Raw genomic sequence first — 15,150 nt, forward strand, 5'->3', positions numbered from 1 at the left:
CCGCACCGGCGGTTCGGCCGGCGGTGGTGTCGTCGCTGGTGCCCGCGGTCAGCGGGCGACGAGGCCGCCGTCGGCGATCAGTGCCTGTCCGGTGACGAAGCTGGAGGCATCGGAGGCCAGGAAGAGGGCCGGGCCGACCATCTCGTCCGGGTGCGCCATGCGCTTCTGCAGGCTGGCCGCTGCCATGTGCTCCTGCGCCTCGGGCGAGTTGTTGCGGACCATGTCGGTGTCCACGGTGCCCGGCGCCAGCGCGTTGACGCGGATGCCCAGGTGGGCGAACTCGGCGGCCATCGAACGCGTGTAGGACATCATCGCCGCCTTGGCCGAGGCGTACATCGACAGGTACGGGGAGAAGATGAACGCGCCTGCGGAGATGACGTTGATGACCGAGGCGTGCTGGCTGGCGGTGAGGTCCTCCAGTGCGCGCTGCACGAGGAAGACGGGGCCGCGGACGTTGACGTCCTGGGACTTGGCGAACGCCTCGGGGGTGAACGACCCGATCGGCAGCGCCAGGGGGTTGGCGGCGTTGTTGACGAGGATGTCGAGCCCGCCGAAGGTCTCGGTGGTGCGCGTCACGAGGGCGTCGAGGGAGTCGAGGTCGCCCAGGTGGGTGGGGACTCCCAGGGCGGAGCCGCCCATCGCCTTCAGGTGGGCCTCGGTCTCGGCGCAGGCCTCGGGCTTGCGGCTGGCGACGACGACGCTCGCCCCGGCCGCGGCGAAGCCTTCGGCGATCGCCCGTCCGATGCCGCGGGTCCCGCCGGTGACGAGCGCGACCCGTCCCGTCAGGTCGAAAAGCGACTTCAAGCGTTCAGCGTCCATTGCTGTCTCCTCGGCAGGTGTAGCTGGCTGATCGGAGCGTCGCTCCCTTGTCGGGCGCGCCGGCGATCAGGGCAGCGGACGCCGTTCCCTGCGGCCTCCGTGGCCGCCCAGGTGGTGCGTCCCGCGTGTGCTTCCCGATCGCGCCCAGGAGAGACTTTGCACCAATTGCGACATAGTGTCAATATATGCATTGTGGGTGAGGCGGTGGGCTCCATGCGGGAGCGCAAGAAACAGGCCATGTACACGGCGGCGGCGCAGGCCGCGGTGAGGCTCGTCGCCGAGCACGGCATGCAGGCCGTGCGGGTGGAGGCGCGCATCCGGGCGGAGGCCCCGGCCGTGCGGATCCACGCCAACGCCGCGCAGGTCTCCTGGGAGAGCACCCTCGCCGCCGCCCTCGAGCAGCGCTGCGCCGCCGCCGGCGAGAGCGCCCTCGCCCCGCGCGTCGTGGCGGGGATCGTCCTGTGCGCCGTCCGCCTGGCCACCGAACGCCGGCTGGCGGAGGGCGCCACCCGGTCCCCGGCGGAGAAGTACGCCGAGTCCTTCAACGCGGTCCTCGCCGTGACCGACGGACACCCCGCCATGAGCCCTCCGGACGATCTCTCCGCCTGACGGCGGAGGCGCGGCCCCTACCGGTCGATCGGCTCCGCGCTCATCTCGCCACCAGGTCTATGTAGGCGTGGAGGTGCCGGAGAAAACGCTCCCTGCTCTGCGGGTCGTCCGCCCTGTGAACCTCTCCGTCCTCCTCGACGACGCCGCCGTGCAGAAAACTCTCGACCGACCAGATCACCATCCAGAAGGCGAGCACCGGGTCCACTCCCGGCTTGAAGGAGGTGGCCACCAGGCGATTGACCTCGACGACGATCGGAGTCCTGAAGAGGCGTTCCATCTCGACCAGATCGGCGGCGTCCGACATCCACCGCTGTATCCAGAGCATCGAGTACTCGGGATGATCGATGACGTACTGGAGATAGCGGTCGGCGATCCGCTTGATCCCCGCCGCGTCCGGGGTATGGGTCCGAGCCAGGTCCTCCAGAGCCTCGAACTGCCTCTTCTGGTTGCCCTCCGCGACCCGGACGTACAGTTCCCTCTTGCCGCCCACCATCTTCTGGATTCTCTCCGGGGACATTCCCGCGGCGTCCGCGATCATCTGGATGCTCGTCCCGTCATAACCGAGATCGGAGAAGAGCCGGGACGCGATCACGATGATCCGCTCTGCGGTGTCCTCGTGTGACCTGTCCATACGGCCCCCTCACGAGCTGCGCAAAAACCCCGGGTCAGGCATATTGCCCTCGCATTGAGGCATGTCCCCGCAGCTCACCCGCCTGAGCGGCTCCCACCCCCATCTTGATCGAATATTGGACGATTCCTGAAGTGTTCTCGGCGAAGCAGCGAACACCCCGGTCAGGCGAGGGAGGCCAGCAGCGGCCAGGGGGCGGCCCGCTCGACCTGCGCGGCCAGCGACAGGAGCACGTCCTCGCGGCCCAGCGGTGCCGCGACCTGGAATCCGATGGGCAGGCCGCGGGAGTCCGTGCCGTGGGGAACCGCCATGGCCGGCATGCCGGAGAGGTTGAACACGGTCGTGAACGCCGAGGACAGCACGCCCCTCTCGTACATGGTCTCGGGCCGCTGGGTGTCCCAGAAACCGGTCTCGGGGGTCGGCACGCACATCACCGGCGAGAGCAGCACGTCGACGCCGTCGAAGACGGAGCCGACCTCCCAGGCGATCAGCTGGACCGCCTCGAGAGCCTCGTGCAGTCGGGGCCCGGTGGTCGCGCGGTAGTGGTCGAGCAGCACCCGGGTGAACGGCTCGAGATCGTCCTCGCGCAGATCCCGCCCGAGCCGGGCGAGCCGGTCGTCGACCGCGCCGACGAGCGAGACGCCCATCAGCAGGCCGGACGTGGCCGCGACGTGCGCGCTGTCCTACGGCGCCGCCATCGGCGTCACCTCGTGGCCGAGCGACTCCAGCAGACCGGCGGCGCCGCGCACGGCGGCGACGCACTCGGGGTCGACGTCAGGGCCGTTGCGGAGGCTCTCGATCAGCCCGATCCGCAGCCGCCCCGGCTCACGCCGTACGGCCTCGCTGAACGGCCCGCCCGCACCCGGACCGGTGCGCGGCGCGTCGTCGCCGGCCAGCGAACCCGCGGTCACGTCGAGGAGCAGGGCGCTGTCGCGGACCGTGCGCGTGAGGGCGTGGTGAACGCCGTTGGGGGCGGCGAAGGACGAGGGATAGGGCGCGGGCGAGACCCGGCCGCGGGACGGTTTGAGGCCGAAGAGCCCGTTGACGACCGCGGGGATCCTGATGGAACCGCCGCCGTCGTTGGCGTGGGCGACCGGCACCATGCCGGCCGCCACCGCCACCGCCGCCGCCGACCCGCCGCTGGAGCCGCCGACGGTGTGTGGCGAGATCGAGTCCCATGAGCAGCTGACTTTCTCTGGGGATGGGGCCGGTCGGGGTCAGGAGGACGCCTTCTCGGCGAGGTCGGGGAAGAACGGCGCCATCAGCTGGTCGCGCATCTCCGGCTGGAGGTAGTTGAAGTAGGTGCGGTGCTTGCTCGTGGTGAGCCCCAGCGACCTGTGGAGGTCGCCCATCATCTCGGCCTGCTTGATGCCGACGGCGACGCTCTCCAGCACCGGCACCTCGGTGCCGGAGACCTTGTTGTAGCCCGCGAGGGTGAAGGCGGAGTAGAGGGCGCAGGAGGTCACGATCACCTCGGCGCCGTCCGCGATCGCGCCCCTGGCGCACTCCTCGAACGCCGGCACGACCTTGTCGAAGACGTAGTCGGTGTCAGTGAACCAGCGCGGCGTACGCCTTGTTGTCGAAGGCGAGCTGGATAGCCTGGCGGACCCGCTTGTCGGTGCCCGGCCGGTCCTTGCGCATGTTGACGGTGATCTGGCTGCCCGCGCCGACCACGAACATCATGCCGCCGGAGCCGTCCTTGATCGCCTGCTCGGTGGTCTGGGCGCTGCGGATGTAGGCCGCGTCGACCCCGCCGGACTTCAGCGACTCGAGCTTGGCGTCGTCGGCGCCCAGCCACACGAAGCGCAGCTTCTCCAGGTGGGGCTTGCCGTCCCAGTAGTCCGCCCGGCTCTTGAGCACGAGCTCCTCGCCGTGCTTGTAGGCCTCGAGCTCGAAGGGGCCGTCGCCGACGGGCTTGAACGCCTTGGGGTCCTTGTACGACGAGGGCGCCATGATCATGCCGGGGCCACCGGCGAGCATCGCCGGGAAGGTCGCCCACGGGCCGGCGTTGGTGAACTCGACGGTGCGGTCGTCGATCTTCTTCATCTTCGTCTGGTTGGCCAGCATCGTGGTCGACTGGTAGCCGTACTTCTTCATGTAGTGGTTCAGGCTGCCGATCACGGCGTCGGCGTCGTAGGGCGTACCGTCGGCGAACTTCACGCCCTCGCGCAGCTTGAGCGTCCAGGTGACGTTGTCGTCGCTGGTGAGGGACTCCGCGAGCTTGGGCTTCCAGCTGCGGTCCTTGAAGTCGTAGCGCATGAGGGCGTCGTAGACGGCCGCGAGGCGCTGCCGCCGACGGAGCCGTTGGCGTAGCCCTGGGACGGGTCGAGAGTCCGCGCCTCGCTGTACTCGGCCACGGTGAGGACGCCGCCCTGGACGGGCGTGCCGGAGGAGGCCGGTCAGCCGGGTCCAGTGCGTGAGGTGCTTCATGCGTTCCTGCTCCATCTCGGAGGGGGTGAACGGACGATCACGGGCGGGGTGGTCACCACGGTGGCCGGAGCTGCCAGTGACGCCCGTCTCATTGGGCTGGGACTTTGCACCAATTGGAACTTAGTGTCAATGCTTACAATCTCAAGCGTGGACACGACCAGAGGCTCACTGCGCGAGCGGAAGAAACAGCACATGTACCTGGCGGCGGCCCAGGCGGCCGTGAAACTCGTCGCCGAGCAAGGCATGCGCGCAGTACGCGTGGAGGACATCTGCGAGCACGCCGACATCAGCCGCTCGACGTTCTTCCGCTACTTCGACTCCAAGGAGGCCTGCTTCATCGCCGGCCTGCACCACGGATGGATCGATGCCGTGCTGGCCTCGCTGGAGGCACGCCCCGCGGAGGAGGATCCGTTCACCGCGCTGTGCAACGCGTTCGTCGACATCACCACCGACTGGCGCCGCTACCGCGAGGTCACCCAGCTCGAGGCGCGCATCCGGGCCGAGGCCCCGGCCGTGCAGATCCACGCCAACGCCGAACAGCTCACCTGGGAGCGGGCGCTGGCCACCGCCCTCGAAGGCCGCTGCTTCGGAGCCGACGACAGGATCCTCACAGCGAGGCTCACCGCCGGAACCGTGCTGTGCGCGACGAGGCTGGCCACCGAGCGCTGGCTGGAGGAGGGCGCCGTCCGGTCGCCGGCGGAGCACTACACCGAGGCGTTCAACGCGCTCAGCACCCTGTTCGAGCGCGGGTGACCGGCGCCGCAGCACGGATCCGCGAAAAGAAGCAGGCGACCCGGCCGCTTCGTCCCGCAGTCCGCCGTGCCCGAAGGTCAGGGGCGGGTCGCGGTGAGGATCAGGACGAGCATGCCGGCGACGGCGTGCTCACTGAGAATGACCGTCTTCCTTCCTCCTCAGAGCTTGACGCGCTGTTCGAAACCGACCCACCCGGGAAGCGTCAGCCGAGGAAGTCGGGTTCCTCCTCGAGGACGATCTGGTACAGCGCCTCGAACGACCGGCGCGCCAAGGCCTCGCCGCCGACCTGGCCGGCGGTCAGCCTGGCCGTGTCGTGGTCGATGTGCTTCAGCTTGCCGGCGGCGGCCGCGATGAGCTGGGTCTTCGCCGCGCGCTCGGCCGCGATGTACCAGTACGCGGCCGACTCGACCGACCTCCCGACCGACAGCAGCCCGTGGTTGGCCAGCAGGGCCAGCTTGCACCGGCCGAGCGCGGCGGCGATCCGGTCGCCCTCGTCGGTGCTCAGCACGACGCCGGCGTAGTCATCGAAGATCACGTGGTCCTCGTAGAAGGCGCACGCGTCCTGGTTGACGGGGTGCAGGGGCTCGCCGACGGCCGACAGCGCCTTGCCGTAGACCGAGTGGCTGTGCGCCGCGGCGACGACGTCCGGGCGCGCCTGGTGGATGCGGGAGTGGATGGCGAACGCCGCCGTGTTCAGCGGGCCCCGGCCCTCGACGATCTCGCCGTCCGCGTCCACCAGCAGCAGGTTCGAAACGGTGATCCGGCTGAAGTCGACGCCGAACCGGTTGACCCAGAAATGGCCGGGCCGCTCGGGATCGCGAGCCGTGATGTGACCGGCCAGCCCCTCGTGCAGGCCGAGCCGGGCGAAGATCCGGTATGCGCCCGCCAGCCGCTGCCTGCGGTGCAGGCGCTCCTGCTCGACGGTCCTGTCGGTTCCGGTGCGTGTCATGCGCCCGTGCCGCCGTCCACCGCGATCGCCTGGCCGGTGAGGTAACCGGGGGCCTCATCGCACAGCCACAACGCGACGTCCGCGATCTCGCTCGCCTCGGCCAGGCGCCCCACCGGATTGCCCGACACGAGGCGTTCGATGACCTCGGGCGGCATCGACCGCCGGAACATCGGCGTGTCCACGGTCCCGGGGCAGATGACGTTCACCCGCACGCCGGAGCCGGCGTACTCGCGCGCCGCGACCCTGGTCAGGCCGACCACGCCGTGCTTGGCGGCGGTGTAGGCCGGCACCGTGGGCGCGGCCCGGAGCCCTGCCACCGACGCGCAGTTCACGATGGAGCCGCCGCCCGCCTTGACGATCTCGGGCAGCTCGTAGCGCATGCAGGACCAGGTGCCGGTCAGGTCGACGGCGATCACCCGGTTCCAGTTCTCCATGGTGCACTCGGCGGTGGGCCTGCCGTGCTCGCCGTCGATACCGGCGGCGTTGAACGCGGCGTCGAGGCGGCCGTAGGTCGCGACGGTCCGGGACACCGCCTCACGGACGGTGTCGTCGTCGGTCACGTCGCAGCGGAAGAAGCTGCATTCGCCCAGCCGGCCCAGTTCGGCCTCCACTCCGAGTCCTGCCTCCTCGTTCATGTCGGCGAGCACCGTCGCGTAGCCGCGGCGGACGAAGGACTCCGCCGCGGCGCGACCGATGCCCGAAGCGGCACCCGTCACGAAGACGACCCTGCGTTGTTCGGTTCTTCCCATTGCTCCTCAGCTCCAGGTCGTCCGGCTCGCCGGTCCCGGTGACCGGACGTCGAGGTCAGGCCACGGCATGGTTCTTGCGCGAAGCGAGTCGGTCGATCACGAAGGCGCCGTCCCGGATGACCGCCTTGAGCGCCTCGTCGGGCCGGGAGAGCAGCGACAGGTCGGCGAGCGGGTCGCCGTCGACGACGATGAGGTCGGCCATGGCGTCCGGCTCGATCACGCCGACCCTCGTCGGCGGGTCCACCAGCAGCTGGCCGGCGTTAGCGGTGCCCCAGCTGAGGATCTCGGCCGGCGACAGCCCGTCGACCTGGCCGTAGAAGGCGAACTCACGGCCGTAGTTGCCGACCTGGTGGTCGAGCGGGTCGTCCTTCAGCATGGTGCGGAACACGCCGCTGTAGTCGTCCCCGATCAGGATCCGGACGCCCGCCTTCTGGGCGACCGGAAGCATCGCCCGCACGTGGTCGTACTGCGCCCGCGTCACGCCGAACTGCTCGGCGTAGCCGACCTCGAACAGACTCCAGAGGTAGACGAGGCTGGGAACCCAGAAGGTCCCGGCCTCCACCATGGCCTGGACGCACTCCTCGTCGACCTCGTCGCCGTGGTCGACGATGTCGACTCCGAGCTCGACGCACTCGAGGATCATCTGCTTGTCGGCGACGTGGGCGCGCACCTTGGCGCCGCGTTCGTGGGCGGTGTTCACGACCGAGGCGATCTCGTCGCGTGACATGTTGCGCGTCGTGCGGTTGGGGATGCCGTGTCCGGAGCCGGCGAAGATCTTGATCGTCTCGACGCCGCGGCTGATCTCTTCTCGGACCAGTTTCCGCAGGGCGTCGGGACCGTCGGCGAGGAGGTCGAGGCCGGGAGTCTCGTAGCGCTTCCACCACCGCGACTTGTTGTTCATGTCGCCGGTGGTGCCGAGGTGGTGGCCGCAGGCGCGGATGCGGGGGCCGGGGATGATGTCCTGGTCGATGGCCATCTTGAGCTGGGCGTCGATGTCGTGCGCGCAGGCCGCGCCGGCGTAGCCGGTGAAGCCGCTCTCCAGCAGGACCCGGCAGGTGCGGACGCCGATCGCCATCATGACGCCGGGCGGGAGCTCCTTGCCGGGCTTCTCGCCGGAGAAGACGTCGAACTTGTAGAAGTCCGGGTGCAGGTGGCAGGTGATGAGGCCGGGCATCAGCGTCATGCCGCCCACGTCGACGACCTCGCCGGACGCCGTGCCGGGCGCGTCGATCGCCTTGATCCGGTCTCCGTCGAGGACCACGTCGTGCTTGCCGGGGAGCATCTCCTTGCCGTCGAAGACTCTCGCGTTCGTCAGGACCGGCATCCTCATCCCTCCTCGGGGTTTCGGTCGGGCTGCTCGGCGGCCCGGCCCCGCTGGCTGAGGCGCCAGTCGGGGGGAAAACGCTCGTCGTTGTCCCGGACGGAGTTCGTCAGGCCGCGGTCGAGCATCTCTCGGTCGAGCTCCAGCGACGTGCCGTCGGGCCGGAGCAGCCGTCCGGTCGACTCGAGCAGGCCGGCGAGGATGCTGCCCATGTACTCGCCCTGGTGCTGCTTGTAGATCTCGAAGAACGTCTTCTGGACGAAGACCGTGTCCGTCGGCCGGGAGCGGGAGCAGGCGAGCGCGTACTTCTCCGTCATCGCTTCGAGTTCGTCGAAGGGGACGACCGCGTTGACGAAGTCGCAGTCGTACATCTCCTTGGCGGTGAACGGACGGCCGGTGAACACCATCTCCATGAACTTGCGGAGGCCCATCATCGTGCACCACTGCCATTGGCGCGCCGCGTAGCCGGCGTAGCGGAACGCGGCATGCCCGAACAGAGCGTCGTCGGAGGAGATGACGATGTCGGCGTCGGCCGCCTGGTAGAAGTGCCAGCCGTAGCAGTAGCCCCGCACCTCGAGGATGCTGATCTTCTTGAAGTCCTGCAGGCTCCGCATCCCGGCGCTCGGGTCGGTGTAGGACTGGACGTTCGACGCTCCGTAGCGATAGGAGCCCTTCGGGGGGTACACGACGTCCGCGTCGTCGGGGACCCTGACGATGTGCTTCATGGAGACGTCGCCCCGGCCGGCCATGATGTCCAGCAGCTCGGGGAGGTCGGCGCCGCTGCCGAGGTGCGGGCCGTTCGCCCGGATCACCAGCACCTTGACGTCGTCGTCGATGCCGGCCAGCCGGACGAGGTCGGCGTAGCGGTGCTGGGCGTCGATCGTCATGGCGTTGAGGTCGTCGGCGCGGTCCAGCGTGATCGTCGCGATCCTGGTCTCGGGGTCCTTCTCGTACAGGACGATCTCCTCCGCCGTGGGGCGGCTGTCCTTCTCCGTCATACGTGCTCTCCTGCCGGTGTCGGTGTGCCGGATGCGATCAGTTCGGCCAGGTCGAAGAGCCTCACCTTTCCCGTCGCCGTTCTCGGGACGTCGTCATGCGAGACGAACACGATGCGGCGGGGGATCTTGAAGCTCGACAGGCGGTCGCGGAGAGCCGCCCTCAGACCGTCCTCTGTCGGGGCGGCGTCCGGCGCCGGGACCACCGCCGCCGCGACGATCTCCCCGGACTCCGGATGGGGCAGCGCGGTGACGAGCGACAGCGCCACCTCCGGCAGCGAGTTCAAGGCGGCCTCGACCTCCAGCCGGGACACGTTGGCGGAGCTGGTCTTGATCATGTCGCCCGTCCGGCCGACGAAGAAGGCATAGCCGTCGGCGTCGATGCGCACCAGATCGTTCGTGGGGTAGAAGCCGTCCGGCGTGAACACCCTGCGCCGGTCGACCTTGTAGAGGCCGGTCATCAGCGCGCCGCCGCGGAGCTGGAGCTCGCCGATCTCGCCGGCCGGCACCTCCGCGCCGGTCTCCGGGTCCACCGCGCGCCGTTCGATGCCGTTCACGGCCCGGCCCGAGGCGCCCGCCTTGTCCTCCGGCATGCGCCGGTCGACCGGCTCGGCGCTGTGTGCGGAGAAGCTCTCCGACATTCCGAGCAGGTTGGCCCGGAGCGGTGGCGGGACGGTCTCGCCCCGTTCGTCGCGCGACGGACCGCCCATGCCGCGGATGCCGTCGACGTCGATGCCCCGCGCGATCGCCGCTGCCCGGAGCTTCGCCAGGACATGCCAGACGACCACGTAGGTGACGTCGTGCCGCTCGATCATGTCGAGTGCGTCCTGGAGGTCCGGGGAGGGCGGGTACACCAGGGTCCCGCCCGTGCTCAGCACCTGCAGAGCGGCGGCGATGCCGCCCATCCAGAACGCGGGCAGCAACGGCATGGTGCGGTCGCCGCCGGTCAGGAGGAAGTACGCGGCGAGCGCCGGCGGCTGGCGGGCGACCGCCCACTGCCCGTGCACCACCGCTTTCGGGGTCGCGGTGCTCCCCGAGGTGTAGACGACGAACGCGTCGTCGCCCGGTGACACCTCCCGCTCCACGGCGGCGAGCAGTACGGCGTCGGGCGCGTCGGCGGCATCGGCCAGGGCCAGGAGGTCGTCGACCGGCCGCGCCCACGACAGGCCGTCGGCGTCGTCGAGCCAGACGGACCGCAGATGGGGGGCGGCGGGGAGCCGGAGCGCCTCCGACCTGCCCTCGCCCAGGCCGGGCAGGGCCGCGGCGAGCTTCTCGGCGTAGTCGTGGCGGAGGAAGCGGCGCGCCCCGATGAGGATCTGGACGTCGCTCGTGCGGATGATGTGCGCCAGCTCGGGGGGCGTCGCCAGTGTGCTGATGGGCGTGATGAGGGCGCCGATCCGCAGGGCCGCGTAGAAGGTCGTCAGCCAGAGCGCCCCGTCAGGCGCCAGCAGCCCGATCCGCGTCCCCTTGCCCGCGCCGCCGGCCAGCAGCGCCCGGGCCATCCTGGCGGATCTGCGGTCGAGTTCCCGGTAGGTGAGCGTCTCGTGCGCGAGGATGAGCGCGTCATGGTCGCCGCGTGCCGCGACGACCTGTGCGAACAGCGCCGGAAACGTCGACGCCGGCTCGGTCTCTTCCATCGGGCTCCTTTCAGCCTGGGCCGTCGTTCAGGAGAGGCCGACGATCGGGTCGGCGCCGTCCCAGGTGTCGGCGGCCCTGCGCATGGCGGCGAAGCCCGCGTCTCGCTTCGCGCTCGGCTCGAGCAGCTCGATCATGAATCCGAGCGTGGGCGACGTGTCGAGCCAGCAGGTGCGGCTGGCTCCGATGCGGCCCTCGAACGCGAGCGTCGCGCCCGCTTCGATGTAGGTGTCGCGCTCGGTCTCGTAGTCGCGGCAGATCAGCGCGGCGTGGTGGAGCCCGGACCGCCCGCGGGGGACGAGCTCGGAGAAGATCGACGGTTCGTCGTCGTCCTGGCAGACGAGCTCGATCTGCAGATCGCCCGCGTAGGCGATGGCGGCGGTGATCGCCGGGAACTCGGCGGGCCGCCCGCGGTAGTGCCCGTCGGTGCAGGGGACGCCGTCGAACCAGAAGAACGGCCCGACGCCCGCGGCCCGAACCCAGGAGTCGACGGCGACCCGAAGATCGGGCACCACCCAGCACATCTGCATGAAATTCCGGTTCGGAAAGGGCGGGGGGACCATCATTGTCGTGTCCTTCGCGCTAGGGGGGTGCGGTCAGGCGAGCACTCGTCTCCGTCAGCTGATCACCGGGAAGCGCTCGTCGCCGAACGGCTCCCAGGGCTTCATGGCGGTCGAGTCGAAGTTCGGGCACGGCGAGCCGTTCCAGCGGACGTCGGCCGGCTGCGTCACCAGGAGGTAGGCCCAGCGGGGCCGGTCCATCGTGTTCGAGCCGGCGCCGTGGATGGTGAGGTGGGTGTGGACCGTGACGTCGCCGAGCTCGTACGTCATGGGATCGGACATCGGCAGCTCGCGAAGCTCGGGGAAGGCGTCGAGGGCGTCGCCGTCCCCGTAGGTCGTGTAGTCGCCGAGCACCCCGGCGCGGTGCGACCCGTTCACGAACGACATCGTCCCGGCCTCCGGGCCGTAGGGCTCCAGGGGGATCCAGAAGGTCATGCCCCCGGAGCGGTCGACGCTGAAGGTGATGAAGTCCTGGTGGAAGGCGGTGGGGCCGTTCCCTCCGTGCCGGGACTCCTTCGCGGCGGGCAGCTTCGGTACGAAGAAGTCCGAGTAGTACCTGACGTCGAGGTCCGCGCCGTCGGCGGTGGTACGCCGCTGCAGCCGCTTCGCACTCCTGCCCGCATCGTGGATCAGGGGCCGTATCACGGGATGGGAGAGGCCCGAGCCGCGCTGGGCGTTGAAGTAGGACAGCCCCGTCCGCCCCTCCGCCACCGCCGCGGCGAGACCCGGGGACAGCGGGTTGCTGTCGGCGTCGTCGCCCATCTTCTCGCGTGCGTCGTCGAGCATGGCGCGCAGGACGCCGGGATCGACGAACCCTTTGAGCTTCACCCAGCCGAACTCGTGGAAATGGTCGACTTCCTCGGCGGTCACCGACCTGCACGTGCCCGTCTGCGGCGCGCTGTCTTCTCTCATGATGGTCACCGTCTCCTCAGATGAAGATTCCCGGTCCGGTGCGGAACGCATAAAGGCCGACCACTTCGTCTTCGGGCGGCGAGTAGGGGGTCGAGAGCTCCGACGCCGTCGGGCCGATCCTCGCGGCGATCTTCTCCAGCTCGGTCCGGTCGAACCCGTACACGTCGATCGCCGTGCCGCCGATGAGCTGCCGGATGTGCGTCGGCTCGATGTCGTGGAAGGTGGACCGCATCGCCTGCCGCGTGTGCGGCCAGGTTCCCTCGGCGTGGGGGTAGTCGTCGCCCCACATGATGTTGAACGCGAGGTCGTGCTCGATCCCGAACTTCGCCTCCCAGTTCGCCATGAAGCTCGCACCGATGTAGCAGTTGCGCATGAAGTACTCCGAGGGCGGTTCGGGCAGGGCGGCCCGGACCGCGGAGCTCGCCGGGCTCTTGTAGAGCCCGTCCATGTCGTCGATCACGCCGGGCGCCCAGTCCAGCCACTGCTCGGTGAGCACCAGCTTCAGGCGCGGGTGGCGGGCGAAGACCCCGCCGAGGATCATCACCCAGAGGCCGCGGCGGGTCCGCCACGCCGTCTCCATCATGTACATCGTCAGCGCGCCCTGGCCCTGGTACGGGTAGTGCTCCCCACCGCCGCCATGGGTGTTGAGCGACAGGCCGGTGTCCTCGCACGCCGCCCACAGCGGCTCCCACACGGGGTCGTTGAGCATCGGGAAGTCGCCGCGCGGCGCGGGCAGGTTGATGCCCTTCAAGCCGGCGGCGGCCGCCCACTCGACCTCGCGGACGCACGCCTCGGGATCGGAGATCGGGATGTGGGCGATGCCGGCGTGGCGCTGCGGGGCCGAGGACACGAAGTCCGCCAGCCAGCGGTTGTAGATGCGGACTCCGGCGGGTTCGAGGGGGTTGTACGTCGAGTCGCCCCACGCGATGAGACCTGTGGTCGAGAACGGGATCGACTGGCCGTTCAGCCCGCCGTGGAAGATGACGTCCGCGGCGACGCCCGACTTGTCCATGTCGGCGATGCGGGCCGAGTGGTCCTGGAGCCCCGGCATCAGGCTGTGCTCGTAGCTCCGCTGCAGGAAGCGGAGGCCGACCTGGTCGGCGTTGCGGATTCCCGCGCTCTTCCCGAACCGCTCGGCCTGGGAACGCCCGAGCGACCAGCTCTCGTCCGCGCCGGGCTTGGCGGCTTCGGAGGATCGGTAGGACAGCAGGCCGTGCCCTTCCATCTCCTCCACGAAGCGATCGAAGTCCGCGAGGTGCTTGGAGTCGCAGTACTCCCTCAGCTGCTCCTTGACCGATGGCCCGACATGGCTGTCGGTCGAGACCACGGTGTAGCGCTCGTCGTCGGCGGGCTGACCGCCCGGGGTCTCGTCACTCGTCTGTGACATGGCATTCCTTTCAGGCGGGTCGAGTGAAATAGGCGTCGAGCGTCGCGTGGAAATGGCGGATCCGGCTCTCCTGGTAGCGCGCCAGCGTGCCGCTCGTCCGCACCGAGGCGCGCAGGCCTCGTTGGACGCGCGCGAACCGGGCGCCGTCCTGGTTGAACACCCGGCCGAAAACACCGAGCTCGGGGGCGTCGGTCCAGCTCTCGGCCGGGCCGAGGTAGCGGGTCTTGGCGGCGGGCGGGCGGGGGCCGGCCTCCGGAACCGGCTCGAGCACCATGATGTCGATCACGCACGAGCCGGGATCGTCGCCGTCAGGACGGAAACGGTAGGCGAACGAGGTCAGATACCCTCCCCACGGCATGAAGTTCGGAAAGAGGAAGTACTCGATGCCGTCGAGCGCCTCGGCATCGGTGATGTGCGCGTGGTCGCGTCCCGTACGCCGGTGCAGCGAGGTGCGCACCCGGTCCGCCAGCACCTTGCGGGCCGTCGATCCGGGTTCGAGGACGATCTCCTCCTCAGACGGGCCGAGCATGGCCTTGATGATCTCGGCGTCGTCGAGCGGACGGTCGAGGTGCTCGCTGCTGATGCCGACCGCGGTGAGCATGCGGCTGACATGCGCGCCGTAGACGTCGTACTGGGTCAGCGTGTCCGCCGCCGTGCGCAGCAGCTGAGGGTGCACCGTCATCGTGTGGTAGGCCTCGATGAACGCCTCGAGCGCCACCTTCCAGTTGCACGGCATCGTGCGCACGATGTGAGCGGTGAGGCGCCGTTCCTCCAGCGGCCACGCGGCGAAGTGCGACGGCAGGTCTTCCAGGTGCTCCTCCAGCGGTCCGGCGTTCGGGTCGGGGTTCACGAACACGAACCCGCCCCACGTTCCGACATGTGCTTCGGGGAGCCGGAACGTGGCCGGATCGACCTGCGGGAAGTCCCACGCGCAGGGGATCTCGTGGAGGCTTCCGTCGAGGTTCCAGGTGAACCCGTGGTAAGGGCAGCGGAACCGCGTGACGTGGCCGGCCCGGGTCCTCAGCTGCGTGCCCCGGTGGAGGCACGAGTTGTGGAAGGCGCGGATCTCGTCCGGTGCGGTACGCACGACGATGAGCGAGGTGTCGGCGATGTCGTAGACGACGGAGTCGCCGACCTCGGGGATCTGCTCCTCGCGGCATGCCATCTGCCAGACCCGGTTCCACACCCGTTCGACCTCGAGCCGGTGGATCTCGGGGTCGAAGTAGCGGGAGGGGGCGATGCCCGCGCCCTCCGGCGGGCCGGCCGACGTCGCGCGCAGGCTCGCGGGAACCGGCCGGGTGTCCTCGTCGAGCAGCCGCTGGTAGAAGCGTTCGCCGCGCGGGACGTCGTCGACCTCCCCGGGACGCGGTCCCATGTCGGCAGTGGTCATGTCGAACCTCCGG

General features: G+C 69.7%; 15 protein-coding genes and 1 pseudogene. 2 read left to right on the plus strand and 14 right to left on the minus strand.

Annotated features, from left to right (window positions below):
• Nucleotides 1-48: 48 nt before the first annotated feature.
• Nucleotides 49-819 carry an SDR family NAD(P)-dependent oxidoreductase gene (locus ABD327_RS29345; protein WP_344455082.1) on the minus strand — a complete coding sequence of 257 codons (771 nt, stop codon included), beginning with the start codon at nt 817-819 and terminating at the stop codon, nt 49-51.
• A gap of 192 nt (nt 820-1,011) precedes the next feature.
• On the opposite strand from ABD327_RS29345, the gene ABD327_RS29350 reads away from it, so the two are divergent.
• Entirely contained in the window at nt 1,012-1,428 is a 417-nt protein-coding gene (locus ABD327_RS29350) for a hypothetical protein (RefSeq protein WP_344455084.1), read from the plus strand.
• A 40-nt stretch (nt 1,429-1,468) separates the two neighbouring features.
• Here the strand turns inward: ABD327_RS29350 and ABD327_RS29355 are convergent, their stop codons facing one another.
• The 4 genes and pseudogenes from ABD327_RS29355 to ABD327_RS29370 form a co-directional block, all read right to left on the minus strand.
• Complete coding sequence (locus ABD327_RS29355) at nt 1,469-2,020, minus strand: TetR/AcrR family transcriptional regulator (RefSeq protein WP_344455086.1); 552 nt, start codon at nt 2,018-2,020, stop codon at nt 1,469-1,471.
• A gap of 200 nt (nt 2,021-2,220) precedes the next feature.
• Nucleotides 2,221-3,234: pseudogene (locus tag ABD327_RS29360) on the minus strand (amidase); the annotation flags it as partial.
• Between the two features lie 39 nt (nt 3,235-3,273).
• Nucleotides 3,274-3,579, minus strand: coding sequence for a hypothetical protein (locus ABD327_RS29365; protein ID WP_344455089.1), 306 nt, complete (start codon nt 3,577-3,579; stop codon nt 3,274-3,276).
• Nucleotides 3,580-3,604: 25 nt separating this feature from the next.
• On the minus strand, nt 3,605-4,315 hold the full coding sequence (locus ABD327_RS29370; RefSeq protein WP_344455092.1) for an ABC transporter substrate-binding protein: 711 nt from the start codon (nt 4,313-4,315) through the stop codon (nt 3,605-3,607).
• A 318-nt stretch (nt 4,316-4,633) separates the two neighbouring features.
• Between ABD327_RS29370 and ABD327_RS29375 the strand changes: the two genes are divergently transcribed.
• Nucleotides 4,634-5,239, plus strand: coding sequence for a TetR family transcriptional regulator (locus ABD327_RS29375; RefSeq protein WP_344455095.1), 606 nt, complete (start codon nt 4,634-4,636; stop codon nt 5,237-5,239).
• A gap of 202 nt (nt 5,240-5,441) precedes the next feature.
• Here ABD327_RS29375 and ABD327_RS29380 read toward each other — a convergent pair whose 3' ends face one another.
• The 9 genes from ABD327_RS29380 to ABD327_RS29420 are packed head-to-tail and all read right to left on the minus strand — an operon-like array spanning nt 5,442 to nt 15,137.
• Complete coding sequence (locus ABD327_RS29380) at nt 5,442-6,188, minus strand: class II aldolase/adducin family protein (RefSeq protein WP_344455097.1); 747 nt, start codon at nt 6,186-6,188, stop codon at nt 5,442-5,444.
• Nucleotides 6,185-6,937, minus strand: coding sequence for an SDR family oxidoreductase (locus tag ABD327_RS29385; protein ID WP_344455099.1), 753 nt, complete (start codon nt 6,935-6,937; stop codon nt 6,185-6,187). The genes ABD327_RS29380 and ABD327_RS29385 overlap by 4 nt, the downstream gene beginning before the upstream one ends.
• A gap of 55 nt (nt 6,938-6,992) precedes the next feature.
• Nucleotides 6,993-8,261 (minus strand): amidohydrolase family protein, encoded by a 1,269-nt coding sequence (locus ABD327_RS29390; RefSeq protein WP_344455101.1) that lies wholly within the window; start codon nt 8,259-8,261, stop codon nt 6,993-6,995.
• A gap of 2 nt (nt 8,262-8,263) precedes the next feature.
• A complete protein-coding gene (locus ABD327_RS29395; protein WP_344455103.1) occupies nt 8,264-9,256 on the minus strand; it encodes an enoyl-CoA hydratase/isomerase family protein in 993 nt (330 codons plus the stop codon).
• Nucleotides 9,253-10,890 carry a class I adenylate-forming enzyme family protein gene (locus tag ABD327_RS29400; protein WP_344455105.1) on the minus strand — a complete coding sequence of 546 codons (1,638 nt, stop codon included), beginning with the start codon at nt 10,888-10,890 and terminating at the stop codon, nt 9,253-9,255. Before ABD327_RS29400 ends, ABD327_RS29395 begins: the two co-directional genes overlap by 4 nt.
• A 27-nt stretch (nt 10,891-10,917) precedes the next feature.
• Nucleotides 10,918-11,454, minus strand: coding sequence for a VOC family protein (locus ABD327_RS29405; RefSeq protein ID WP_344455107.1), 537 nt, complete (start codon nt 11,452-11,454; stop codon nt 10,918-10,920).
• 51 nt (nt 11,455-11,505) lie between these two features.
• Nucleotides 11,506-12,360, minus strand: a complete 855-nt coding sequence (locus ABD327_RS29410) for a phytanoyl-CoA dioxygenase family protein (protein WP_344455109.1) — start codon at nt 12,358-12,360, stop codon at nt 11,506-11,508.
• A gap of 16 nt (nt 12,361-12,376) precedes the next feature.
• Nucleotides 12,377-13,747: an amidohydrolase family protein gene (locus tag ABD327_RS29415; protein ID WP_344455112.1), complete on the minus strand. Its 1,371-nt coding sequence runs from the start codon at nt 13,745-13,747 to the stop codon at nt 12,377-12,379.
• A gap of 10 nt (nt 13,748-13,757) precedes the next feature.
• A complete protein-coding gene (locus ABD327_RS29420) occupies nt 13,758-15,137 on the minus strand; it encodes an aromatic ring-hydroxylating oxygenase subunit alpha (protein WP_344455114.1) in 1,380 nt (459 codons plus the stop codon).
• Between the last annotated feature and the right edge of the window lie 13 nt (nt 15,138-15,150).

It is taken from the genome of Actinocorallia aurantiaca (assembly GCF_039533685.1).
In the GTDB taxonomy this organism is placed as follows: domain Bacteria; phylum Actinomycetota; class Actinomycetes; order Streptosporangiales; family Streptosporangiaceae; genus Actinocorallia; species Actinocorallia aurantiaca.